26 protein-coding genes and 1 pseudogene are annotated in these 23,981 nt (G+C 30.2%); 23 read left to right on the top strand and 4 right to left on the bottom strand.

Annotation, left to right across the window (positions count from 1 at the left end):
* Positions 1–158 precede the first annotated feature (158 nt).
* The 5 genes from AC0L4B_RS11685 (at position 159) to AC0L4B_RS11665 (ending at position 2,354) form a co-directional block, all read left to right on the top strand.
* Positions 159–698: a hypothetical protein gene (locus tag AC0L4B_RS11685; protein WP_473437062.1), complete on the top strand. Its 540-nt coding sequence runs from the start codon at positions 159–161 to the stop codon at positions 696–698.
* A 283-nt stretch (positions 699–981) separates the two neighbouring features.
* A complete protein-coding gene (locus AC0L4B_RS11680) occupies positions 982–1,377 on the top strand; it encodes a hypothetical protein (protein ID WP_115840131.1) in 396 nt (131 codons plus the stop codon).
* A 69-nt stretch (positions 1,378–1,446) separates the two neighbouring features.
* Positions 1,447–1,656 (top strand): hypothetical protein, encoded by a 210-nt coding sequence (locus AC0L4B_RS11675; protein WP_473437061.1) that lies wholly within the window; start codon positions 1,447–1,449, stop codon positions 1,654–1,656.
* 178 nt (positions 1,657–1,834) lie between these two features.
* Positions 1,835–2,074 carry a ribbon-helix-helix domain-containing protein gene (locus tag AC0L4B_RS11670; RefSeq protein WP_473437060.1) on the top strand — a complete coding sequence of 80 codons (240 nt, stop codon included), beginning with the start codon at positions 1,835–1,837 and terminating at the stop codon, positions 2,072–2,074.
* Positions 2,067–2,354, top strand: coding sequence for a type II toxin-antitoxin system RelE/ParE family toxin (locus AC0L4B_RS11665; RefSeq protein ID WP_473437059.1), 288 nt, complete (start codon positions 2,067–2,069; stop codon positions 2,352–2,354). The genes AC0L4B_RS11670 and AC0L4B_RS11665 overlap by 8 nt, the downstream gene beginning before the upstream one ends.
* 59 nt (positions 2,355–2,413) lie before the next feature.
* Here the strand turns inward: AC0L4B_RS11665 and AC0L4B_RS11660 are convergent, their stop codons facing one another.
* Complete coding sequence (locus AC0L4B_RS11660; RefSeq protein ID WP_473437058.1) at positions 2,414–3,385, bottom strand: IS110 family RNA-guided transposase; 972 nt, start codon at positions 3,383–3,385, stop codon at positions 2,414–2,416.
* Positions 3,386–3,796: 411 nt separating this feature from the next.
* Here AC0L4B_RS11660 and AC0L4B_RS11655 point away from each other — a divergent pair, with 411 nt between their 5' ends.
* From AC0L4B_RS11655 to AC0L4B_RS11640, 4 genes are all read left to right on the top strand, one after another.
* Positions 3,797–4,687, top strand: coding sequence for a hypothetical protein (locus tag AC0L4B_RS11655; RefSeq protein WP_473437057.1), 891 nt, complete (start codon positions 3,797–3,799; stop codon positions 4,685–4,687).
* 160 nt (positions 4,688–4,847) lie between these two features.
* A complete protein-coding gene (locus tag AC0L4B_RS11650) occupies positions 4,848–5,819 on the top strand; it encodes a gliding motility protein GldB-related protein (protein WP_473437056.1) in 972 nt (323 codons plus the stop codon).
* Positions 5,820–5,973: 154 nt separating this feature from the next.
* Complete coding sequence (locus AC0L4B_RS11645) at positions 5,974–6,540, top strand: Crp/Fnr family transcriptional regulator (RefSeq protein WP_473437055.1); 567 nt, start codon at positions 5,974–5,976, stop codon at positions 6,538–6,540.
* Between the two features lie 64 nt (positions 6,541–6,604).
* A complete protein-coding gene (locus tag AC0L4B_RS11640) occupies positions 6,605–7,006 on the top strand; it encodes a hypothetical protein (protein WP_473437054.1) in 402 nt (133 codons plus the stop codon).
* Positions 7,007–7,010: 4 nt separating this feature from the next.
* Here AC0L4B_RS11640 and AC0L4B_RS11635 read toward each other — a convergent pair.
* Positions 7,011–7,981: pseudogene (locus AC0L4B_RS11635) on the bottom strand (IS110 family RNA-guided transposase).
* Between the two features lie 563 nt (positions 7,982–8,544).
* Between AC0L4B_RS11635 and AC0L4B_RS11630 the strand changes: the two are divergent.
* The 5 genes from AC0L4B_RS11630 (at position 8,545) to AC0L4B_RS11610 (ending at position 14,553) form a co-directional block, all read left to right on the top strand.
* A complete protein-coding gene (locus tag AC0L4B_RS11630) occupies positions 8,545–9,390 on the top strand; it encodes an SDR family oxidoreductase (RefSeq protein WP_473437053.1) in 846 nt (281 codons plus the stop codon).
* 13 nt (positions 9,391–9,403) lie between these two features.
* Positions 9,404–9,652 (top strand): Atu4866 domain-containing protein, encoded by a 249-nt coding sequence (locus AC0L4B_RS11625; RefSeq protein WP_473437052.1) that lies wholly within the window; start codon positions 9,404–9,406, stop codon positions 9,650–9,652.
* A gap of 25 nt (positions 9,653–9,677) precedes the next feature.
* The gene (locus AC0L4B_RS11620; protein ID WP_473439439.1) at positions 9,678–10,583 is read left to right on the top strand and encodes a helix-turn-helix domain-containing protein; all 906 of its coding nucleotides are present in this window, start codon (positions 9,678–9,680) and stop codon (positions 10,581–10,583) included.
* 697 nt (positions 10,584–11,280) lie between these two features.
* Complete coding sequence (locus tag AC0L4B_RS11615; protein WP_473437051.1) at positions 11,281–13,581, top strand: TonB-dependent receptor; 2,301 nt, start codon at positions 11,281–11,283, stop codon at positions 13,579–13,581.
* A gap of 6 nt (positions 13,582–13,587) precedes the next feature.
* Entirely contained in the window at positions 13,588–14,553 is a 966-nt protein-coding gene (locus tag AC0L4B_RS11610) for a DJ-1/PfpI family protein (RefSeq protein WP_473437050.1), read from the top strand.
* A gap of 469 nt (positions 14,554–15,022) precedes the next feature.
* Here the strand turns inward: AC0L4B_RS11610 and AC0L4B_RS11605 are convergent, their stop codons facing one another.
* Both AC0L4B_RS11605 and AC0L4B_RS11600 read right to left on the bottom strand, forming a co-directional pair.
* Positions 15,023–15,106 (bottom strand): hypothetical protein, encoded by an 84-nt coding sequence (locus tag AC0L4B_RS11605; RefSeq protein WP_473439438.1) that lies wholly within the window; start codon positions 15,104–15,106, stop codon positions 15,023–15,025.
* A 1-nt stretch (position 15,107) separates the two neighbouring features.
* The gene (locus AC0L4B_RS11600; protein ID WP_473437049.1) at positions 15,108–15,989 is read right to left on the bottom strand and encodes a helix-turn-helix transcriptional regulator; all 882 of its coding nucleotides are present in this window, start codon (positions 15,987–15,989) and stop codon (positions 15,108–15,110) included.
* An 87-nt stretch (positions 15,990–16,076) separates the two neighbouring features.
* Between AC0L4B_RS11600 and AC0L4B_RS11595 the strand changes: the two genes are divergently transcribed.
* The 9 genes from AC0L4B_RS11595 to AC0L4B_RS11555 all read left to right on the top strand — a co-directional run bounded on the left by AC0L4B_RS11595 (position 16,077) and on the right by AC0L4B_RS11555 (position 23,978).
* On the top strand, positions 16,077–16,769 hold the full coding sequence (locus AC0L4B_RS11595; protein ID WP_473437048.1) for an ABC transporter ATP-binding protein: 693 nt from the start codon (positions 16,077–16,079) through the stop codon (positions 16,767–16,769).
* Between the two features lie 20 nt (positions 16,770–16,789).
* Positions 16,790–17,725: an HlyD family secretion protein gene (locus AC0L4B_RS11590; RefSeq protein ID WP_473437047.1), complete on the top strand. Its 936-nt coding sequence runs from the start codon at positions 16,790–16,792 to the stop codon at positions 17,723–17,725.
* 7 nt (positions 17,726–17,732) lie between these two features.
* The gene (locus AC0L4B_RS11585) at positions 17,733–18,863 is read left to right on the top strand and encodes an ABC transporter permease (protein WP_473437046.1); all 1,131 of its coding nucleotides are present in this window, start codon (positions 17,733–17,735) and stop codon (positions 18,861–18,863) included.
* Positions 18,864–18,877: 14 nt separating this feature from the next.
* Positions 18,878–20,188 carry a TolC family protein gene (locus AC0L4B_RS11580; protein ID WP_473437045.1) on the top strand — a complete coding sequence of 437 codons (1,311 nt, stop codon included), beginning with the start codon at positions 18,878–18,880 and terminating at the stop codon, positions 20,186–20,188.
* A gap of 692 nt (positions 20,189–20,880) precedes the next feature.
* Positions 20,881–21,480 carry a CDP-alcohol phosphatidyltransferase family protein gene (locus AC0L4B_RS11575; protein WP_473437044.1) on the top strand — a complete coding sequence of 200 codons (600 nt, stop codon included), beginning with the start codon at positions 20,881–20,883 and terminating at the stop codon, positions 21,478–21,480.
* 154 nt (positions 21,481–21,634) lie between these two features.
* Positions 21,635–22,078, top strand: a complete 444-nt coding sequence (locus AC0L4B_RS11570) for a hypothetical protein (protein ID WP_473437043.1) — start codon at positions 21,635–21,637, stop codon at positions 22,076–22,078.
* Positions 22,079–22,182: 104 nt separating this feature from the next.
* The gene (locus tag AC0L4B_RS11565) at positions 22,183–22,479 is read left to right on the top strand and encodes a hypothetical protein (protein WP_473437042.1); all 297 of its coding nucleotides are present in this window, start codon (positions 22,183–22,185) and stop codon (positions 22,477–22,479) included.
* A 156-nt stretch (positions 22,480–22,635) separates the two neighbouring features.
* Positions 22,636–23,088: a hypothetical protein gene (locus AC0L4B_RS11560; RefSeq protein ID WP_473437041.1), complete on the top strand. Its 453-nt coding sequence runs from the start codon at positions 22,636–22,638 to the stop codon at positions 23,086–23,088.
* Positions 23,089–23,096: 8 nt separating this feature from the next.
* On the top strand, positions 23,097–23,978 hold the full coding sequence (locus AC0L4B_RS11555; RefSeq protein ID WP_473437040.1) for a hypothetical protein: 882 nt from the start codon (positions 23,097–23,099) through the stop codon (positions 23,976–23,978).
* Positions 23,979–23,981 lie beyond the last annotated feature (3 nt).

The raw sequence follows: 23,981 nt of genomic DNA, 5'->3' as shown, positions 1-23,981 counted from the left end.
ACACCGTATAAAATTAATTGCTAGTTCTAGCCAATTTACGAAAGTCCTCGCGGACTTTCTATCTGTGATTTATTTGCTAACTTTATTGCTTAAACACGCAACGAAATCATACACAAACCCGTTAGCTGTAATACCCAAAAAAACCGGAAAACAACAAAATGAAAAGAGTCCTAACAACTACTGAAAGATTAATCAAAGAGTTAAACGCAAAAGGAGGAATTTCATCAATAATATTAAATCACTTAAAAATTCCTGATTTCTCAATGAAAGAAAGTGCTTTAGTTTTATTAAAATTCGGTTGGTATATTCCAGGAGATTTTGAACTAAAAAAAATAGCTGAATTAACAGAATTAGTAAATTCCAAAAAAGTTAAAAAGGCAGATAAAATTTTGACTGATTTTTTTTATGAAAAAATTGATAATATTGAAGAAAACTTAATCACTAAACATTCAGAAAGAAGTGAAATTATAAAAGAAGCTTTTAAATCTCACAAAATGAAAATGTACTATTCTTCAACAATTCTTTTTCTATCTCAAGCAGATGGAATTACAAAATCAAAAATGTTTATAAGAAGAAAGAATTTTGACAAAAATATAGACCTCACAAAAAATCCTGATTTTATAAATGTTTTGGGAGAAGAAAGTCCTTCAAATGTTGATACTCGAAAAGATGAAAATCCTGATTTTTTAGCGATTTGAATCGACACGGAGTTATGCACGGTTTATCTAATAATTATGGTACTGTAAAAAATAGTTTAAGAGCGTTATCATTATTATGTTTTGTTAGTGATTATTACAATCGATATGAATAGATTAAAGTACAGCAGCTAACAACGTATAAAAATAATGCGTAGTTTAGTGCTTAATCAAAGGTTAGTGCAATTTTGTTACGTCTGATTTTCCTTCGGAAAATCCTCGCACACAAAACCGCACTATTCTTATACAACAACGTTAGGCAACATTTGAGAAAAACGAAATCTGAATGGAATTAAGACGAATATCTGGACAACAGAAAACTACCTTGCTTGAATTTTACAATCCAAAAGAATGGCCTTCTCAATGGAAAAGAATGCCTGAAATGATGTGTGAATTAATCAAATCGTTGGAATTGATTAAACACGAACCAGTTTGGGTATTTACATCTCATGCTGAATTGTTATTTACAAGTAAAGATGACTATCAAGATTGGCAGGTTTTAGTGAAAATAATAGAAATGGATAAAAAACAATTTTATAAAATAACAGTAGCACAAAACGACCCTTGGCATCATTTAACGGGATTTTCAGACAATCCTAATAAAGCATCGGAATTAGTAATATCTGGACTATCAGTAGCTGTTATAGGGAAAAATCGAAATATTTTTTTAGACTCAAATTAATATTTAATGAATTAATTGAATACTATAATAGATATATTTAGTGAGCACGAGATTTCCAAATATTCAGATTTGAAAATATGGGAACTTAATAAATCAGAACGCTACCCAATAAGTGAAGGAATCAAATTTGAATCAAATGATTTTGCTGGAGAAATATTTTACTATTCTGGTAATGAAATGGAATATTGCGAAATGGAATTTTTAATCTATTTTGGAGAAATTTATAAAGCCAAAGTAATTGAAAAGACAAGTAGTATAGAATTAAAAAACGTTGCCTAACAATGCATATAATTTATTGCTAGTTCTAGCTTGCTTACGAAAATTCTCCCGAATTTTCTATTACGTTTTTATTTGTTAACTTGGTTCCTTAATCACGCAACAAACCATATATTAAACCGTTGGCAACAATTTGGAAGTGATTCGTATTTGATGTATATTTACACCAAAACATCAAGTTATGTCAAGACAAAGTATATCATTTACCAAACCGAACGACGAATGGCTGAAAGCGCAAGTGAATAAAAATGAATATTCAAGTAAAAGCGAATTAGTAAACGATTTAATTAGACAAGCCAGAAAACAGCAAATTCAAATTGATTGGGTTAGAGCCAAACTGGATAAAGCTGAAAAAAGCGGATTTACGAGTGACAATAAAAACGAAATTTTAGCTCAATCAAAGGCCTTATTGAATGGCTAAATACAGATTAAGTAACGAAGCTAAAAACGATTTAATACGAATTCACCATTACGGAGTTGAAAAATTCGGAATGACTCAAGCGGATAAGTATTTTGAATCATTTTTTGAATATTTTGACATTATTTCCCAAAGACCTTATTCTTTTGAATCAGCTGAATATATAAAAAAAGATTATAGACGTTGTGTTTGTGGAACTGATAGTATCTATTTTAAAGTTGATGAAGATATTATAGATATAATGGCAATTGTTGGAAGACAGGACTTGAATGAAAAACTATAACGGAATAATAAATACTACAGCCAACAAAGTACTGTGGTAAAAAACAAGTAAAAACTCACTTAATTTTTAATTAAACTACTTCTGTAATTATTATCAAATATCAGTCCTGATTTAGCGATTGCAAAAGCCTGTTTTAATAGTTTGTTACAAACGGCTATTAATGCTAATTTTTTGCTCTTCCCTTTGGCTACTAATCTATCATATATTGCTTTGCAAGCATGGTTATATTTACAGGCATTAAAACTGCACATAAATAATAAATTTCGGAGCTTTTGATTCCCTATTTTACTAATTCGCGGACGTCCTTTTACACTACTTCCACTTTGACGGATCACTGGTGTTAAACCTGCGTAACTACATAATTCACTTCCGCTTGTAAAACGATCAAATCCATCGGTTAAAACCACTAGCATTAATGATGTTTTGGGACCAATTCCTGGAATACTTTTTAAGCGTGTTAAAACATCTTGATGCACTTCTTTTACTAAAACTAACAATTTATCTTCTATCATTTTTAGCTCTTTCTGAACTTGTTTTAAACTGCGTTTTAAAGAGCTAACTACTACTTTACTTGGATTGCCTAAAACAGCTTCGCCATGTAGTTTATTTTTTAACATTGTGCTTTGTTTTGTATACACACCAAGGAGTCTGGTCATTTGAAGACATTCTAATTGATGCTTTGAGTTGCCTTTCAAAAGCTTTAATTTTACATCTTTGGCATATTCACAAATCAACTTTGAGTCACTTTTATCTGTCTTTATTTTAGACAACTTCATTTGTATAAATCGTTTTACGGCTAAGGGATTTTCTACCGAAACTTTAATCCCTTCTTCTTGTAAATAATAAGCTAATTGGTAATGATAATAACCCGTAGCTTCCATTACACAATGACTATTAAAATCTAACAGTTTTGTAAACTTTTTAAAGCCCGAAATACTGTTTTTAAACTGATAATAATTACCATCTGAGTCTGTAACATCAAAAACTAAATGACTGATGTCAAGTCCAAAATATTTTATATCTTTATTCATAAGAAAATGTTTTTTGAAAGGACAAGCTACGCGAGTTTCAACGACTTAAAATCGAGGTCTAAAAGCCTCATAGAACTGTACGAAATCTGGGTAGAAACCGAAGCATGAGGTTCGTGAATACTATTAAAAACAAATAAGAAAAAGGAACAAAAAGAGAGGGGATTTTCAATGTTGACGAGATCATAGTCTCTGCGTATATATTAACCTTATTCCTCTCTTTTGTGCTTTCTGTTTATGTTTCTAATTTAATGAATTACAAACTTAAGCCGTATATAATTTATTGCTGGCTTCTTGCCTACTTACCAAAGTCCTCGCGGACTTTCTATCTGTGATTTATTTGCTAACTTTAGTGCTTAAAACACGCAACGAAATCATGTACAAAACCGTTCTGCACCATAAAAACATCATAAAATGACTAAATTAAAGATATCAATAAAGGCATTTGGCTATCTAGGTGATGATGATGAAAACGAAATTGTTCAAAATAACTTCATAGATAAAGACTTGACAGATTTTCTGTTAACTGAAAAAGACCTAAGAGATATTCTTGGTTCCTTAATTATTTATGTAAAAAAAATAAAGGATTTATATCCAGATGAGCAAACGAATGTTAGATATCATAATGATAATAGACTTGAAAGCCTCAAGTTCAAAATAGTATTTAATGATGAATCTGGTGCTTCTGAAATTATTGAAGAAAAAGCCTTTTTTGAACAAGCAGCTCAATATAGCAGTTTATCATCATTAATTTTAGAATATTGTATGATTACTGACAATGGAGAAAAAGGAGCACGAATTTGGATGATGGATGAATATGACCAAGGTCCTCAAGCCGGAACTTATGCTATCCTGGCACTCGTAAATCAAAATAAAAAATGGATACCTAATTATATTGAATTTTTGAGAACAAATGACCTTGATCATGAAGTAGAACAAATGTGGCATATTAAATCTATCATTGAAAAATATGGCTGGGTTAGGGAAACTTGTAGGTTAGCTATTGCAAGAAATATTAGCTGTTGTGGGCAAGGTGGTATAGAACAATTTAACTATTTTTTAGATAATGGTTTATCAGATTATTTAAATTCTGATAAAAATTTAAAAGAGTTTCTTGATTTAATTTTACAAGAGTTTAAGGAATGGGATGCAGTTGAATTTAGATTAAAAGACGGGTCTGAGAAATATTATAAAAGATATATTATAGATAGCGTATCCCGTTTTGATAAAATTATTGGTGAAGAAGAAATTAATGAAATTAAAACAGTCTTATTGAAAAAAATGGAAGACTATAAAATGAATTAAAACGGTGTAGAACACAGTATAAAAATAATGCTTAGTTTAGTGCTTAATCAAAGGGCGTTGTGTGTTTGTACAGTCTGAATTTCCTTCGGAAAATCCTCGCACACAAAACCGCAACTATTCATACACAAGACCATTGTAAAACATATAAAAAGAACTCAAATTGAAAATTGAACTTCATAAAATATTTTATTTTTTTTGCATAATTTTTGTATTTCAATCGTGTACAGTTTTATCTCAAAATTCAAGAGTTTCTAAAGAACCTCGTTTATCTAAAATATACACATCTGATATTGACAATTTCTATAAAGCATTCGATTTAGCAATAAATGATACTGATAATGCCAAAATTATTTTCAAAAAAGAATATTTCTCAAAAGGAACAAAAGGTCTTAAAGATTTCTATAAAACTAAAATCGTAAACGTTGAAAAATTTGCAGAATTTGTGATTAGACACAAAGAGTTCTACAAATCAATTAGAAACGACATTACGAATATTGATGATTTAAAAGAAAGAATTTATTCAAATTTTGAGTCTTTCAAAAATATTTATCCAAATGCAGTTTTTCCCGATGTATATTTTGTGATTGGAAAATTTCAATCAAACGGAACAATTTCAAAGAGAGGCCTATTAATTGGAACAGAAATTCTTTGTCGAACAGAAAACACAAATACAGAAAATTGGAATAAAGATATTTTAAGAATTAGTATGTTGAGAAAGCATATCCCAATAACTGTTAGTCACGAATTGGTTCACTTCAATCAATCAAAAATGGAAGATGAAAATACATTGCTTTCGAAAAGTATCAGAGAAGGCTCGGCAGAATTTATAGCGGAATTAATAAGTGGAGAAACTGATGGAGATTATTCTGAACTTATTGGAAAAGAAACAGAAATCTGGAATGACTTCAAAACTGACAAAAATGAAAATATTTGGTATTCTTGGCAAAAAGCAAATGAACAAAGACCAAAAAACGCAGGATATTGGACTGGGTATTTAATTTGTAAAGCATATTACGAACAAGTTAAAGATGAAGAAAAAGCAGTTTTAGATATTTTAAATATTAAAAATTATAATGAATTTTACGAAAAAAGTAAAGTAGAAAAATACATAAAAAAGAACTTTGGGAAATGAAAATACGTTTTACAACACCATGTATAATTCATTGCTAGTAAAAGCCTATTTATGTAAGTCCTCGCGGACTTTCTATCTGTGATTTATTTGCTAACTTTAGTGCTTAAACACGCAACGAAATCATGCACAAACACGTTGACAGTAATTAAACAAAATGAAAAAACTAAAAAACTGTATTTTAAATCAAGTATCAACTATTGAGAAAAACTCAATGGAAAATATTCTTTCAGTTTTTAAACCACTAGAAATATCTAAAGGTGAATTTTTCTTGAAATCAGGGAAAACCTGTAAACAAATGGCTTTTATAGAATCGGGCTATTTGAGAATGTATGATATAGTAGACGGAAAAGAAATTACAATATGGATTGGTTCAGAAAATAGATTTATCACCTCTCTATCTAGCTTCATTTTTGAAACAAATAATAACTGGAATATTCAAGCAATTACAGATTGTAAATTATATGTTATAAATAGAGAAAATCATTTTAAGTTAAATAAAACAGAACCCAAATGGTTAGAATTTGACAATATTTTATTAGCCAATTCTTTTGCTTTGTTGGAAAAAAATATGTTCTCTCAATTGCATACCACAGCTAAACAACGGTTTGATAATTTATTAAATGAAGAACCTGAACTTTTTAAAAATGTTCCACTACAATATATTGCTTCTATGATAGGAATTACACCAGAATCTTTAAGTAGATTGAGAAAAATGAATTAATTACCATTTGTCAAGAGAGATTATATTTTTATTACAGAATTTTGTTGAAACAAAATTTTGACAAATGAATAAATTACAAAAAACTTTAAAATACAACGCTATATTTTCTAGTATATCCGGTTTAATAATGATTCTATTTAATAATCAAATTGCAAAATTGTTTGGAACGACTAATAACTCTGTCTTTTGGATTGTTGGATTAATATTAATCTACTTTACAATGACAATTTGGTATGAAATAAAAAAACAAAGAAAACTTGCTATTTTATGGATTATCATTCAAGATTACACTTGGGTTTTAGGCAGCATAATCTTATTAATTTTTAATCCTTTTCAAGTTACATTATTGGGAAATCTTATTATTGGAATTATTGCTCTGATAGTTTTATATATGGGAATAAAACAAATGATGGAATTGAATAAAAAAAACTACAATCAACAAAGTACTGTGGTAAAAAACAAGTAAAAACTCATTGTTTTTTCAATAAAGTACTTTTGTAATTATCCTCATAACTTAGTCCTAATTTGGCTATTGCAAAAGCCTGTTTTAATAGTTTGTTACAAACCGCTATTAATGCTATTTAGCTCTTCACTTTGGCGACTAATAGATTGTTTATTGCTTTGCAAACGTCTTCTATTTACAGGTATTAAAACTGCATATAAATAATAAATTTCGAAGCTTTTGATTCCCTATTTTACTAATTCGTGGACGTCCTTTTACTCTACTCCCACTTTGACGGATCACTGGTGTTAAACCAGCGTAACTACACAATTCACTTCCGCTTGTAAAACGATCAAATCCATCGGTTAAAACCACTAGCATTAATGAAGTTTTGGAACCAATTCCTGGAATGGTTTTTATGCGTGTTAAAACATCTTGATGCACTTCTTTTACTAAAACCAACAATTTATATTCTATCATTTTTAGCTCTTTTTCAACCTGTTTTAAACTGCGTTTCAAAGAGCTAACTACTACTTTACTTGGATTGCCTAAAACAGCTTCGCCATGTAGTTTATTTTTTAACATTGTGTTTTGTTTTGTATACACACCAAGGAGTCTGGTCATTTGAAGACATTCTAATTGATGCTTTGAGTTGCCTTTCCAAAGCTTTAATTTTACATCTTTGGCATATTCACAAATCAACTTTGAATCACTTTTGTCTGTCTTTATTTTAGACGACTTCATTTGTATAAATCGATTTACTGCTAAGGGATTTTCTACCGAAACTTTAATCCCTTCTTCTTGTAAATAATAAGCTAATTGGTAATGATAATAACCCGTAGCTTCCATTACACAATGACTATTAAAATCTAACAGTTTTGTAAACTTTTTAAAGCCCGAAATACTGTTTTTAAACTGATAATAATTACCATCAGAATCTGTTACATCAAAAACTAAATGACTGATGTCAAGTCCAAAATATTTTATATCTTTATTCATAACAAAATGATTTTTTGAAATCAAGGAACGAAGATTCACGATTACCAATTTATTGAAATATTATAAAATGAGTAAAGGACAAGCTACGCGAGTTTCAACGACTTAAAAACGAGGTCTAAAAGCCTCATAGAACTGTACGAAATCTGTGTAGAAACCGAAGCATGAGGTTCGTGAATACTATTAAAAACAAATAAGAAAAAGGAACAAAAAGAGAGGGGATTTTCAATGTTGACGAGATCATAGTCTCTGCGTGTATATTAACCTTATTCCTCTCTTTTGTGCTTTCTGTTTATGTTTCTAATTTAATGAATTACAAACTTAAGACGTGTATAATTAATTGCTAGTTCTAGCCTACTTACGAAAGTCCTCGCGGACTTTCTATCTGTGATTTATTTGCTAACTTTAGTGCTTAAACACGCAACAAACCATATACATAAACCCTTATCGGTAATACGTCCAAAAATCATCAGATAAGATAGATTTGACTATATCATTCTTAGATTTGGAAAAGTAAAACACTCTTAAATCAGCCAACTTTGTATCATAATCTAAATTTAAAGAATATGAATACAAAAAAAGTATGGTTTATTACAGGTGCATCGAAAGGTTTAGGGTTAATATTAACCAAAAAACTGCTATTACAAGGTTATAATGTTGTCTCTACTTCAAGAAACAAACAAGCCTTAATTAAAGAGGTTGGAGAAGAAAATGAAACATTCTTACCAATTGAAATGGATTTAACAAATAACGAAAATGTTAAAAAAGCTATTGAAGCAACGATTAATCATTTTGGTAGAATTGATGTTTTAGTTAATAATGCTGGTTATAGTCAAATTGGAACTTTGGAAGAACTTTCTGAAGAAGAAGTTGAAAATAATTTTAAAGTAAATGTGTTTGGCACACTAAACGTAATTAGAAATACTTCAAAATATCTACGTAAACAAAAATCGGGACATATTTTCAACATCGCTTCCATAGGTGGTTATACAGGAAATTTTGCAGGTTTTGGAATTTATTGCTCTACAAAATTTGCTGTTGCAGGCTTTACAGAGGCTTTAGCGGAAGAAATGAAAGCGTTTGGAGTACACACAACCTTAGTATACCCAGGTTATTTTAGAACCAATTTTTTATCAAAGGGTTCTGTTAAAACACCTAATAATCCAATTGATGAATATAAATCTGCTCGTGAAATGGAACAAGCACATTTAAATGATATAGATGGTAATCAGCCAAATGACCCAGAAAAAGGTGCCGAAGTTTTAATTACTTTAAATGAACAAGAAAATCCTCCAGTACATTTCTTTATGGGAGAAGATGCGCATCATTATGCTAAGCTAAAAATAGATACAATTCAGAAAGCCCTGGAAGAAAACAGAACTTTAGGAACATCTACAGGATTTAAAAAATAAATTCTGAAAGCAAATGACAATAGAAGAGTCAAAAGCATATATTGGAATGTGGGTAACCCAAGATGGAAATATCCGTCACGAATTACTTCCAAACAATAGATATGACGAAGCAAGAGGGCATAAAAAAAGTGCTTACCAAGGAGACTATCTTGTAACAGGAAATCATATTGATTATAAAGATGATACTGGATTCACGGCAGATGGAGAATTCAGAAATGGAATTCTTTATCACGCAGGAATGGTGTTACATAAAGAAAATTAATTCTTAATTTTAAAGTATGAAAGAAATGCATCAATTTAAATCTATCAGCGAATTTCACAACTATAGTAATTTGCCCAAGCCTGAACACCCTCTTATTAGTTTAATAGACTATAGTAAAGTAAATTATGCTACTGATTCAGATAAAATTAAATGGGTGCAAGATTTTTATTCTATTGGTTTAAAACGAAATGTAAGTGAGAAATTTAATTATGGACAACAAGCATATGATTTTGATGAAGGTATATTTTCATTTGTTGCACCACAACAAATATTGACGATTGAAATAAATCAGAACATACAAGTAAATGCGTCTGGGTGGTTACTTCTTATTCATCCAGATTTTTTATGGAATACACCATTAGCAAAATCCATTAAAAATTATGATTTCTTTGGCTATGCTGTTAACGAAGCACTTTTCCTTTCTGAAAAAGAAGAAAATATTCTTATTGAGCTACTAAAAAATATACAAAGAGAATATCAATCTAATATTGATAAATTCAGTCAGAATATTATCATTTCTCAAGTTGAGTTATTACTCAATTATGCTGAACGTTATTACGAAAGACAGTTTATTACAAGAAAAATCAGCAATCATCAAATTCTTACAAAACTGGAACGAATATTAAACAACTATTTTAATAATAGCGAAACACTTATTAATGGAATTCCTACTGTTACCCAAATTGCAAATGATTTAAACCTCTCTCCTAATTATCTAAGTAGCACATTAAAAATAATTAGTGGACAAAGTACACAACAGCATATTCAGAATAAATTAATTGAAAAAGCAAAAGAGAAATTATCAACTACAGAATTAAGCGTTAGTGAAATTGCTTATGAATTGGGCTTTGAATACCCTGCCTCATTCAGCAAATTATTTAAGAATAAAACTAATATTTCACCGATTGCATTTAGACAGTCTTTTAATTGAATGAAAAGTACTACTGCTAACACCGTGTATAATTCATTACTAGTAATCGCCTACTTACGAAAATCCTCATGAATTTTCTATTTGGTTTGTATTTGCTAACTTTAGTGCTTAAACACGCAACGAAATCATACACTAAACCGTTGTAAGTAATTTGAGAAATGAACTTTCCTGAAATAGACTGACTAAAAATTAATTGAAAAAAATATCTTCCATAGTACTGATTTTCTCATTAATACTCCCCTCACTTAATAAGATTGGGGTACTTATCGACTTTAAAATTAATCAAGATTTTATTGCGAAAGTACTATGTATTAATAAAGAAAAACCAGAATTAACTTGCAATGGAAAATGTTATTTAACCAAACAACTTAAAAAAACAGAAAAACAAGATCAAAAACAAATACCTAATTCAAAAAAAGACAGAATTGAAATCCTATACTATTATTACAAAAATACATTTAACATCTTAACATATAGGTGTGCGTATACTCCTAAAACAAACGCAACCTACAATAAAAACGTGTATAAATCTGTGTATTTATCTCGTGTTTTTCGTCCTCCAAAATTTGATTTTATTTAGAATTTACAAAAAATCTAATATTTAAAATATTAGGTTCATAATAGAGTATGCGCTTTTCTCAAGTGTATACATTACAAAATTAAATCAAGAAATAAAGTGAATATCAAACACATTATAATGGCAATGCTATGCCTTGTTGTTACAAGAAACTTTGCCCAAAATATAGAAGGAATTATCACATCAGAAAAAGGCGAACCTGTACCTTTTGCAAACATTATAGTATTAAATAGTTTAAAAGGAACAGCAACAGATTTAGATGGCAAGTTTACTTTAAAATTAAACTCAGGAAAATATCAAATTCAATTTAGTGCTATTGGATTTGCAACTAAAATTAAAAATATAGTTGTTACAGAAGAAAAAATATATTTAGTCATTACCTTATCTGATCAAACAGAATCACTCGGAGAGGTTCTGGTAACTTCTAATAAAATTGAAACAGACCTTCAAAAAACACCTTTAGCAGTAACTGCTTTAAATGCAAAACAATTAAAAGAATATCGCGTTTGGTCTATAAGTGACTTAACAGCTTTAGCTCCAAGTGCTTTTACTATAGAACATGGAAATAGTACTGGATCTAATTTTCTTAATTTTCGTGGAGCTATGGGCTTTACTAATGAACAATCTGTAGCCACTTATGTGGATGGGGTTTATCAGTTCGATTTCTATTCTGCACCTTTAAACTTTAACAATATTGATCGTGTAGAAATATTAAGAGGTCCACAAGGAACACTTTACGGAAGAAATGCTTTTGGAGGTGTACTTAATGTAATAACTAAGAAGCCTACCAATAAAACTACTGGGTTTGTAGAATTAGATTTTGGGAATTACCAACAGCAACGATACAGTTTAGGATTTAATACACCATTAATACAAGATAAACTTTTTGTAAATGCCGGACTTCAATTAAATAAACAAGGTGCTGTATATGAAAACCCAACTTTAGATACCAAAGATTTTGACGGTAAAGAAGCGTATAGTGGAAACTTAAACCTGAAATATATTGTATCAGATAAGTGGACGTTAGATTTTACATCTAGATATGAAAATAACAAAGATAAAGGAGCTTATCCTTGGGTTGCTACAGATAGTATTGCCTTAAATGATCCCTATAAAGCTTTTGGTAATTATGACAACATAGAAGAACGAACAAACTTTAATGCCTCTATATCGGCTAAATATTATGGAGATAAATTCAATTTTACCTCTATTACAGCATTCTTAGATTATGAAAATAGGTTTGAAGATAAATATGATTTCGATTTCACTTCGGCTAAGCTCATTAGTGGAGATACTTGGAATAAACAAAATCAAATTACACAAGAGTTTCGTTTTACTTCTCCTGCAAACGAAAGTAAATTCAATTGGACAATAGGATCGTACTTATTTCTAGATAAATCAAAAAGTAAATACACTACCTATTACGAAGAAGATTTTACGTTATTTGATCCCACAGCACCTTATTCTACTATTACTAATGGTGTAAAAGATAATATGGGAGTTGCTTTTTTTGGACAGGCTAATTATGCTTTAACTCCAAAGTTAGATGTAACTTTAGGAGCTAGATACGACATGGAGCATCGAAAACTTACTCAAAATTCTAGTTATGAAAAAGATGATGTTGTAACTATTTTATCTACAGATAGCTCGGACGATAAAACTTTTTATGCTTTTACTCCAAAATTCATTTTAAATTATCAATTAACAGACAATTCTATTCTATATGGATCATATGCTAAAGGATTTAGAATTGGTGGTTTTAATTTTGGTAATGATACAAATCCGACATATGATCCTGAACGCTCTGATAATTATGATATTGGTATTAAAAATAATTTGTGGAATAACAAATTAAAAGTGAATTTAACCGCTTTCTATTTTCAGCAAAAAGACCAGCAGTTAACCACTACTACAGATGGAGCTGTTTATGCAACCGAGAATATTGGTGATATGGATAATTATGGTTTAGAGATAGAAATATCTGTACTACCAATAAAAAACTTACAAATAGATTGGACAGCAAGCACATCGCATAGTGAATATAAAAAACTAGAACTTTTTGATTCTAATACATTTACAACAATAGATTATAAAGGGAATAAAGCTATTTATACGCCAGAATATCAATCTATGATTGCTGCACAATACAGTGTCTCTTTTTCAAAATCAAATCAAAACTTAAAAGCTTTTATAAGAACTGAATTTAAATATATTGGCGAATATCAATTAGATTTTGAAAATAGTAATAGTCAAGAAGCATTTAGTATGCTTAATACAAGATTTGGAATTTCTAGCAACCATATAGATCTTGCTTTTTGGGTACGAAATCTTACCGACAAAAGGTATCTATCTTGGGGATATGGATCTTATATGCTTGGTAGCCCTAGAATGTGGGGTGCAACACTAACTACTAAATTATAAAAAAATATGAAAAAACTTATAGCTACATGTACATGCATTATTTTAATGATGTCTTGCAATAGTAAAAAAGAGTCTCCTGAAGTCATTATAGTTAATGATTCAAGTGATAATACATCATCATTTCTTGAACCTAATACAGAAGTTAAAACCGTTGGTATTTTATTATACGATGGATTTGCTAATCTAGATGCGGTTGGCCCCTATGCTGTGTTTACATCTTTAATGGGAACCGAAGTCTTTTTTGTAGGTCTTCACGACGGACTTGTTGAAGATGCAAGAGGAATGAAAGTACAAGTAGACACAACAATTACTGATGTAAAACAATTAGATGTTTTATTGATTCCTGGAGGTTTTAAAGAAACGTACCAACTCACTAAAGATGACACCTTATTAAATTGGATTCGTGACATTGATAATAACTCTAAATATACAGCTAGCATATGTACTGGGGCTTGGATTTTAGGGGCTACAGGTTTACTAGAGGGAAAAGAAGCGACTACACATTGGTATGGAAAAAAGATATTAGAAGAAAACTACGGGGCTAAAATAAAAAATACTAGGTACGCAAATAGTGGTAAATATTGGACTAGTGCTGGTGTTACAGCTGGAATGGATATGAGCTTAGCTATGCTAAGAGAAATTGCAGGGGATAATTACACTAAAATGGTTATGTTAGATTTAGAATACGACCCAAAACCACCTTTAGTAGCTGGTAGTGAAAAAAATACAGATAAAAACATTGTAGAAGCGCTAAAGTCTATGTACGATAGTGGAATGGAAACTGTATTAAACCCAGAAAAAGCAGCCTCAAATATTAAGGTTGACAATACCAAAGATCCTGTTTGTGGCATGTCTATAACAACACATATAGCCGATACCCTAAAATACAACAATAAGATATATGGCTTTTGCTCTAGTGCTTGTAAGGCCATGTTTAAAGAAAACCCAGAGATGTACCTAAATACCAAATAATCCATTAAAAGTTCAGATTAATTTGTAAGAATGACGTTTTAACGTTTATTTATATTCTTATAAATTAATCTGTTTTTTTTATGTTTTTCTAAAATATCCTTCTATTTATTAAAATCTTAAATATAAAAAAGAAGATTAGTAAATTGAATACCTACTAAACAACTTACAAAAACGTGTATAAAACATAGATATTATAGGACTTTCGAGAGACTTCTACTTATTTATTAAGTACGCCAAATTTTTATTTTGTATATTCTAAACTTTAAAAGCAAATAGATAAAATAAAAATTAGACTTGTGTTAAATCCAAAAAGTCAGCGTCTTTTTACACGCTACGTTTCATACACGTTGTACGCAAGCTAAAAATATTACCACACAAATAGTACATTTGGTTTTCACTAAACACAGGCAAGCACTAAAAACCAAAAGAGCTATTCTCTGCCACTAATTCTAGAAATTAGTTAGATAAGTTAAATCATGCTATACTTCTTCGGCTTTAACCCCATATGCTTTTCAAAAACACGACTAAAATGACTTAAGTTGCTAAATCCCATCTTATAACCTACGTCCGATACAGTCATTTTTTTCTTTTAGCAATCGACCAGCTTCTTTCATTCTAAATACTTGATAGTAGTCATAAACGCTATTCCCAAAAATCTGTTTAAAAAGTCTTTTTAGCTTAGATTCACTAAACCCAGCTGATTCTGCCAATGATTTTAAACTAGGTGGGGTTTCTAAATTTTTAAGAATATTGTCCCGTATTTCATATATTTTCTGAACATCCAATTCGTTTAAAGCCGAAACGGTTGTGTTTTTACGCTTTAATAACTCCACAAAAAGTAAACAAATCATTTCCTCAGCTTTTATTCGATAATAAAATTGGTTCAGTTCTTCAGGTATTTCGTTATCAACTAATTCTAATGCAACTTTTTGAATTTGTGGCGATAATAACTCTTCAAAAAGTAAAGGTTGTTCGCTTTGCACAATGGTAGATAATATAGAATGCTCTATTTGTGAACCGATTAAAGCCTTTAAATTCTCAGAATCTATTACCATAAGAATAGAACGATTTTGAATATGACTTGGGTAAAATTTTTCAAATCGTAATTCTCCTTTTCCTACCTGTATAAACGGTAGGTTTTGAATCTCATTTTTATTGACATTACTAAGTTTATTAGACGGAAATACATTATTGAAATTAATTATTATTTTTTCGGGAGTGTTAGCACTTAAATTCCGAATGAGAACTAAGTCTTCATACAATTCATAATCCCGAATCATTACGCCTATACTGTTCCCTAATAGTAAACCTCGTAAGTACCCTTTTCCTTTTTCGGATGGTATTTCAACAAAACCATTCTCTGATTTTGCTTCTATACTTTCAGCAAACTGCTGAATAAACCCTACAGATTTACTAAGTTTTATCTCTATCGCCATTATGACCTTATTAGACTATTTATTAGTCAAATGTAGTTATTTTACCTGTATTAATTGTTTGAAATTTGCATTATTAAAATTCAAGACATGATAGCAAGAATATCTCAAGCCAACAAAATATACGAAACTCCAGCAGGTCAAATCACCGCTTTAGACAAAAGCAATTTAGTACTCAGAGAGGGTGAATTATTACTCATAATTGGACCTTCTGGGTCTGGAAAAACAACTCTTTTATCTTTAATTGGGTGTTTGATAGACCCCACTGAAGGCTCGGTAGAAATTGATGGAAATATCATAGAGAAAATGACAGCAAAACAAATGGCTATAATTCGATTGAATACTATTGGTTTTGTGTTTCAGCAGTTCAACTTATTAGCTCCATTAACAGCCGAAAGCAATGTTTCTTTTCCCCTGCAAATGCAAGGCATTCAATCCATTGAATTAAAAAACAGAACGGAAGAAGCGCTTAAAAAAGTGGGGATGTGGGAACATCGAAAAAAACTACCCAAACAACTATCTGGAGGTCAACAGCAACGCATCGCAATTGCTCGTGCTTTAGTAACCAACCCCAAAATTGTATTATGCGATGAGCCAACCGCTTCTTTAGACAAAGACAGTTTAGCTACCGTAATGACCGAATTAAAACAACTCGCTAAAAACGGAAAAGCTGTAGCTGTAGTTACCCACGACCCACGTTTGATAGACTATGCAGACAGAGCTGTAAATGTTGAAAACGGCAAAGTATATCCTATTGAAAACTTAAGTGAAGTAATTAATTAATCGAATTAGATAATATACAAATGATGAAAAAAGCAATCTTAATCGCAACAGCATTAATATTCACTCTTTCTTCCTGTCAAAACGAAGAGAAAAGAGATGCGGAAAAACCAAAACCCGAACCTCAGGAAATTGCTAAAGTGGCAGGAATAGCAAGAATAGAACCCGAAAATGGTTTGTTATATATCTATGCGAATAGCATGGGAACAATTATAAATATACCTCATAAGGAAAATGAGGTGGTTCAAAAAGGGGAAATGTTAATTGGTCTGGACACAAAAGAAGATGTAGCTCAGCTTGCTTTAGAGGAAAGTAAAATAAAGCATCACATTACTACTGTAAATGCTGCCAATGAAAACCTTAAAAGCATTCATGTTGATTTACAAAAAGCAAAAGAAGATTTAACGTTAAACAACAAATTGTTTTCCGCTAAAGCAATCACACTTCAAACCTTAAATGATAGCAAATCCAAAGTGCAAAAACTAACTACGGAATATAATAAGCAATTGGCGGTAATAGAACAGATAAAAAGCGAAAAAACAGAAATTGATGCCAACACTAACTATAAAAAAATACTGCTTTCCGAAAAATCAATAAAAGCAACTCAAAATGGTAAAATATTAGAATGGAGCGTTAATCTTGGAGATTATATAACAGTCGGTCAAAAATTGGGTCGATTTGCTCCTGAAGGTGCGCTCCTTGCTGTAACAGAAGTAGATGAATTATTCGCGGATAAAGTTCGATTAGGAATGAAAGTAGATGTTTTATCCCAACTTGATGGACATAAAATAGGAGAAGGAGAAGTCATTTTTGTGGCTGATTTTTTAAAGAAAAAATCCTTATTCTCCGATGAGAATGTAGAGGAAGACCGAAGAGTGAGAACAGTAAAAATTCGGCTAAACCCAACTTCTAATGCCATTATCAATGCACGAGTAGATTGTATCATAACACTAAAATAGTAGCATTATGTGGAAAACAGCATTTCAATTTATGATATACGACAAGGCGAAGCTCTTGGGCATTTTGTTCGGTATCGTTATTTCCGTTTTCTTGATTGGGGCACAATTAGGATTACTAGATGGATTTATAGAGAGTAGCTTAGGAATTATTAAAGGGAATACAGATTACATTTTTGTGGTAAACGAAAAAAGTGAATCATCTATTTCTTTAGCAAACGTAGATAAACGTGTCGGATACGAATTACAGTCCATTGAAGGAGTTAAAAAAGTACATCCAGTAATTGTAACAGGAGCTACTATTACAATGGCTTCGGGCAGTACATTTGGTTGTGTATTGTCTGGTATTCAAGGCCCTGATTTTGTAGGTGCTCCTCAAAATTTTCAGGCTGAGACTAAACTAAACGAATTACAAAACGAAGGTGCAGTAATAGTAGATGAATCGGATCTGGAGAGCTTAGGTAATTTAACGCAAGGCGACCATTTTTCCATTAATAATTCAAGGGTATTAGTTAGTGGAATATCTATAGGTAATACTGGATTGGGCGAATACAATATTGTTACAACAATCGAGAGGGCAAGGCGGTTAACTGGTTTTAGCCCTAATCATGTTAGTGCATTTATAGTAGAAACAAGCACCAAAAATCCAGAATTAAATAAACAAATAGCCAATGCGATTACAACTACCATTCCTACAGTAAAGGCATTTACAGGTAAAGAATTTAGCGATATAACTAAAGATTATATGGCAACAGAAAGTGGTATTACCGTCACATTTATGATACTGGTTTGGTTTGCCTTGATTACAGGTCTTATCATAGTGGGACTCACCATGTATTCTTCAATCAATGATAGAATTAAGGATTACGGTACAATAAAAGCCATTGGCGGAGGCAATTCATACATTACAAAACTGATAATGATACAATCCATTCTGTATTCTATTTGTGGTTTTGCTATCGCAATGACCATGTTGATAGGCTTAAAATATTTTATGCTATCCATTAACCAAACTATGAATTACTCGGCAGATCGAATCATATTCCTCATTTTTTCAACCCTTACCATTAGCGTATTAGGTAGTTATTTTTCAATGCGAAAAATACTAAAACTCGAACCTGTAGAAATATTTAGAATTTAAAAAAACAACACACAATGAAACAAATAATAATAGCATTACTACTACTTATTGTTATAAGCAGTTATGGACAATCTACTAAAATAAAAATCTCATTATCAGATGCCATTACTTTAGGAATGAAAAACAGATATGATGTACAAGCCAATAATTTGAATGTTGATTTGGCAAAAAATAAAATTCAAAAGAGCAAAAAAGAATGGCTACCAAATATTTCTGCAACTGGAGATTTAAAATACAACACTCAATTGCAAACAATGATATTTCCTGATGTGTTTGGCACAGGCGAAGAATCGAGTATTGCTTTAGGTACTAAAAACAACACTTTATTTTCTTTGGATTTGAGTCAAACAATATTTAAACCAGGATTGAATTCCGATATAAAAATTAACAAAAATGAAATGCTATGGGAACAAGAAAAGAATCGTGAGAAAAATTTAATGATAAAAAAACAAATAACCGAAGCTTATCTCAATGTAATTTTAAAAAAAGAACAATTAAAAATAGCAAATGAAATTATAGATAGAAATGCAAAATATTTGGCATTGGCAGAAGATAAGTACAAACTAGAAAACCTTTTAGAAAATGATTTATTGAAAGCAAAGCTTGACTATGAAAATGTAAAAATATTGGCATTGGAAGCCCAACAGAATTATGACTTGGCAATAGCTAAATTACAGTATCAGTTGAATATAGAATCAACAAGTCAGCTCCTATTGACGGACTCATTAACAGCACTTCAAAATGAATATCTATTGACACAAATCGACACAAATATTTCAGAAAGAACTGAATTAAAACAATTAGAATTTCAGCAACAATCAAATATGTTACAACTACAGAAACGTAAACAATATTACTTGCCTACAGTTTCATTTGTTGGTAATTATTCCACTCAATTTCAAGCCGAAAATTACAATTACTCACAAAAACTTTGGTCGCCTTTTAATTTCATTGGACTAAAAGTCGAATTGCCCATTACAGGGAATCTAAAAAACACTAATATCACAAAGGAATATCAATTAAAATCTCAGCAAACGACCTTATTAACTCAGCAAAAAACAAATGACATAAATAATGAAATCAATACATGTCAAACAGCATTGAGCAATGCGGAAAATGTCTTACAAATTAATCAGAACAACTTAGATCTTTCTAAACAACTACACCAAAGTCAGCTTACTATATACAATTTAGGTACGGTTTTGTATAGCAGTATTTTGGACACTGAAGAAGCTATAAAAACAGCCGAAGAAAAATATATTAAAGCGGTTTATGACTTCTTACTGGCCAAAGTGAATTATGAAAAAACCATTGGAAAGCTATAGATTAATAGAAAATTTCAAGTAGAAAACCTGTACATACTTGCAAGTCAAACGAACCAAACTGAAAGAAGAAAGCCAACGTACAACAAAGTACTGTAGTAAAAAACAAGTAAAAACTCATTGTTTTTTCAATAAAGTACTTTTGTAATTATTCTCATAACTTAGTCCTAATTTGGCTATTGAAAAAGCCTGTTTTAATAGGGTATACAAACCGTTATTAATGCTATTTAGCTCTTCCCTTTGGCGACTAATAGATTGTTTATTGCTTTGCAAACGTCTTCTATTTATAGGTATTAAAACTGCATATAAATAATAAAATTAACAGCCTTTAAATCCTAATAACAAAAGGTAATTAGTGTCTATTTTTCCATAACACCAACTTTCAAGATAAAGACCTGTAAATCAAATAAATAAGTCGTGTTTTAAAATAGGTTATAGCGTGGTTATAGCATGCTTATACCGTACTTATAACATACTTATAGCGCAGTATATAACAGTCAGCTTACACGTATCTTAATAAAGAAACAAGCAGTTTAAGTATATAGCGTTAAAACTTATATATTTTAGTAACCTAGCTCTAACCTACTTGTAGACTTCCACTTTTTAGGACACCTTAAAGACTAACAAATAATTAATTACTAAATTAGGTGCTTAAACTCGTTATTTGCCATATATTTAACATTAGCAAAATTAAAATGAACATACCGACTTTATTAATATTATTCCGATTAGTACTAGCTCCAATAATTTTAGTATTGGCTTATTTTACTGGAGAAAGTTCTAAAATAATAATAGTTGTATTGATGTATTTAGGATTGATTTCTGATATATTAGATGGAATAATTGCAAGAAAACAAAATATTTCTTCCGCAAAATTAAGGAGAATGGATAGTCAAACTGATATGATATTTTGGCTATCCATAGGTTTTGCAACTTGGATACTATACCCAAAACTGATTGCTGATAATTCAATCGTAATTTGGACAATTCTAGCAATGGAAATTGCTTGTTATGTAATAAGTCTAATAAAATTTAAAAAAGAAACTTGTACACACGCATTGCTTTCAAAACTTTGGGGAATTACTTTGCTAATTGCTTTCACTTCATTAATTGGATTTAATCACGCTGGTATTCCATTTGCAATGGCAATAATTATGGGACTGATTTCGCATATTGACAGAATTTTAATAACTCTAATTTTACCAAAATGGACTCACGACATTCCAAGTGCATATCACGCATATTTAATTAGAAAAGGAATTGATTTCAAGCGAAATGAATATTTAAACGGGTAAATAACGATAGCATAAAACGTATATAATCCATTGCTAGTACATAACTACTTCCTATAATCCTCTCGAATTTTCTATTCGGTTTTTATTTGATAACTTACTCGCTAAACCACCCAATTAATCCTACACATCAAGATTGTTGGTAATAATAACACAAATGAAAAACAACATATTTCTAATATTGACTTTAATAATTTTATCTTCCTGTAAAGGACAGATTTCTAAAGAAGCAAATAATAACGTTGAAATTGATACAGAAATAATTACTGAAGTTCCAAAAGTTATAAATACTAACTTAGATTTTCAAAGTAATACAATTCATATCATAGTTGCGCTTTGTGACAATAAATATCAAGGTATCGTTCCAGTTCCAAAAGCTATAGGAAATGGACAAAACCCAAAGAACAATCTTTATTGGGGAACAGCTTATGGCATTAAGACTTATTTTAAACGAAGCGCTGAATGGACTTTAGTAAGTAAAACAAAAATTGATTCGACTATATTAGAACGTCTAGTTTTCAAGCATAACAGCAAAGATTATTTTATTGTAGCAGATGCTTATAATGGAAAAAAATTAAAGATGCGACAGAAACTTTTCTAAAAAGTAGTGCTGGAATCGTTAAGGATACTCTAAAAATAAATGACACAACCATAGGAATATTAGGCAACTCAAAACTTGTCGCTTATATAGGGCACGATGGACTTATGGATTTTAGTCTTAAAGAAGAGTTTGTAAATATTGATAATAAAGAAAGAGATGTAATAATTCTTGCTTGCTATAGCAAAAGCTATTTTAAACCACACTTAGAAAAATCAAAAGTGAATCCTTTAGTATGGACAACTGGACTTATGGCACCTGAAGCATATACAATTCACGATGCCATAAGCGGATATATTAACAATGAGACAAACGAAGAAATAAGAGTTCGGGCAGCTAAAGCTTATCATAAATATCAAAAATGCGGACTAAATGCAGCAAAAAAATTATTAGTAACAAAATAAAATACATCCATCAACACGGTGTATAATTTATTGCTTTTAATAATCTACTTACCATAGTCCGCACGTATTTTCTATTCAAATTTTGTTATCTAAATCAAATGCTTAAACTCGTTATTTATCATATTTTTAACCAACAGAAAAACTAAATTACAACATATGAAAAAATTATTTACGGCGTTAAGTTTAACGCTACTCTCTTTAAATGGAATAGCTCAAGACAATCCAATAAAAAAAGATAAACTAATAACCAATCCTACTGATACTATTGACTTTAAAGAGAATACAAAATTTAAAATAGATACTTTATATATAACTTCAGGCAAAGCTTATGTCATTTTAATGGATATAGAAAAAGATTACGATGATGATAGTGTCAGTGTAATTGGTGGACCTGTAGATGACGAGGAAAAAGAACTTTTAAATAACTTTGAAGAGAATTCATTTGAAATTATAAAACAATACCAGCATACTTTAATACTTTTTGAAAATGGACAAAAATTAGACTTATCAAACATAGATAATAGCTTTAAAGGGATAGTTTATTGGCAGGGAAATATAGAAGCAGATGTAAAAACACAAAATAATATAAAAAAAGTACCGAATTTGTAGCGAAACAAATGGGCTTAAACAAACAATCTTCTTATGTTGCTAATAATGAAAAATATAAAAAAGCACTAAATGATTTAAAAAACAACAATAAATTCACAAAAAAATCAAAGCAAATAATGAATGCTTATTTGAACAATTCATATAAAGCTTTTCTTAATAATCGTTTAAATCAAGATGCTAATTTATTTAATACACCTCCTGTAGATTTAAAACAAATGAATCTATTTATAACCGAAGAGGGTAAAGAAAAACGCCTAAAACGTAGCATTTTAATGAATAAACAGGGACTAATAGATAAATTAATTCTATTTGATAGAGATGGCAAAATGTCTAGAACAATAAAGTATCAATATGAGAATAACATATTAAAAAAGGAAATTAATGATGAAGGTAGAATAACCACATTCACTTATAATGATGACAAAATGATTTCATTCCAAAATATTGGTGATGCAAATGAAACTAATGTTTATTCTTTAAAAAATGAGAAAATAAATATTGAAAATTATGTTATTATGATTGACGAGGCGTACTCTTCTCAAAATGCATTATCCAAAACCATAAACGAAAAAAATTGTGAAATACGTTATATAAATGATATTGTATGGACTAAAAACTGTTTTACAGATCAAAACACTTTCCCTTATATACACACCTACACATCATATGATAATGGAGAACTATTACAGTATAGAAAATTTAAAATAGAAAAAAAGGACGAAAAAACATACAAGAAATATTATTCTAATGCCAATAAAGAAACAGATAAAGATATATATCAATATAAAGCCACCTATCAATTAAATGACAATAATTTGGTAAATAAATACACAATTATTGATGGTCAAGAACATATTATTTTCGAAATAGAATACATTTATAATAATTAAAAT

This window comes from Olleya sp. NP1-10 (assembly GCF_055804415.1).
Note: the sequence above shows the minus strand (reverse complement) of the source record. Positions and strands in the feature narration are given on the sequence as shown.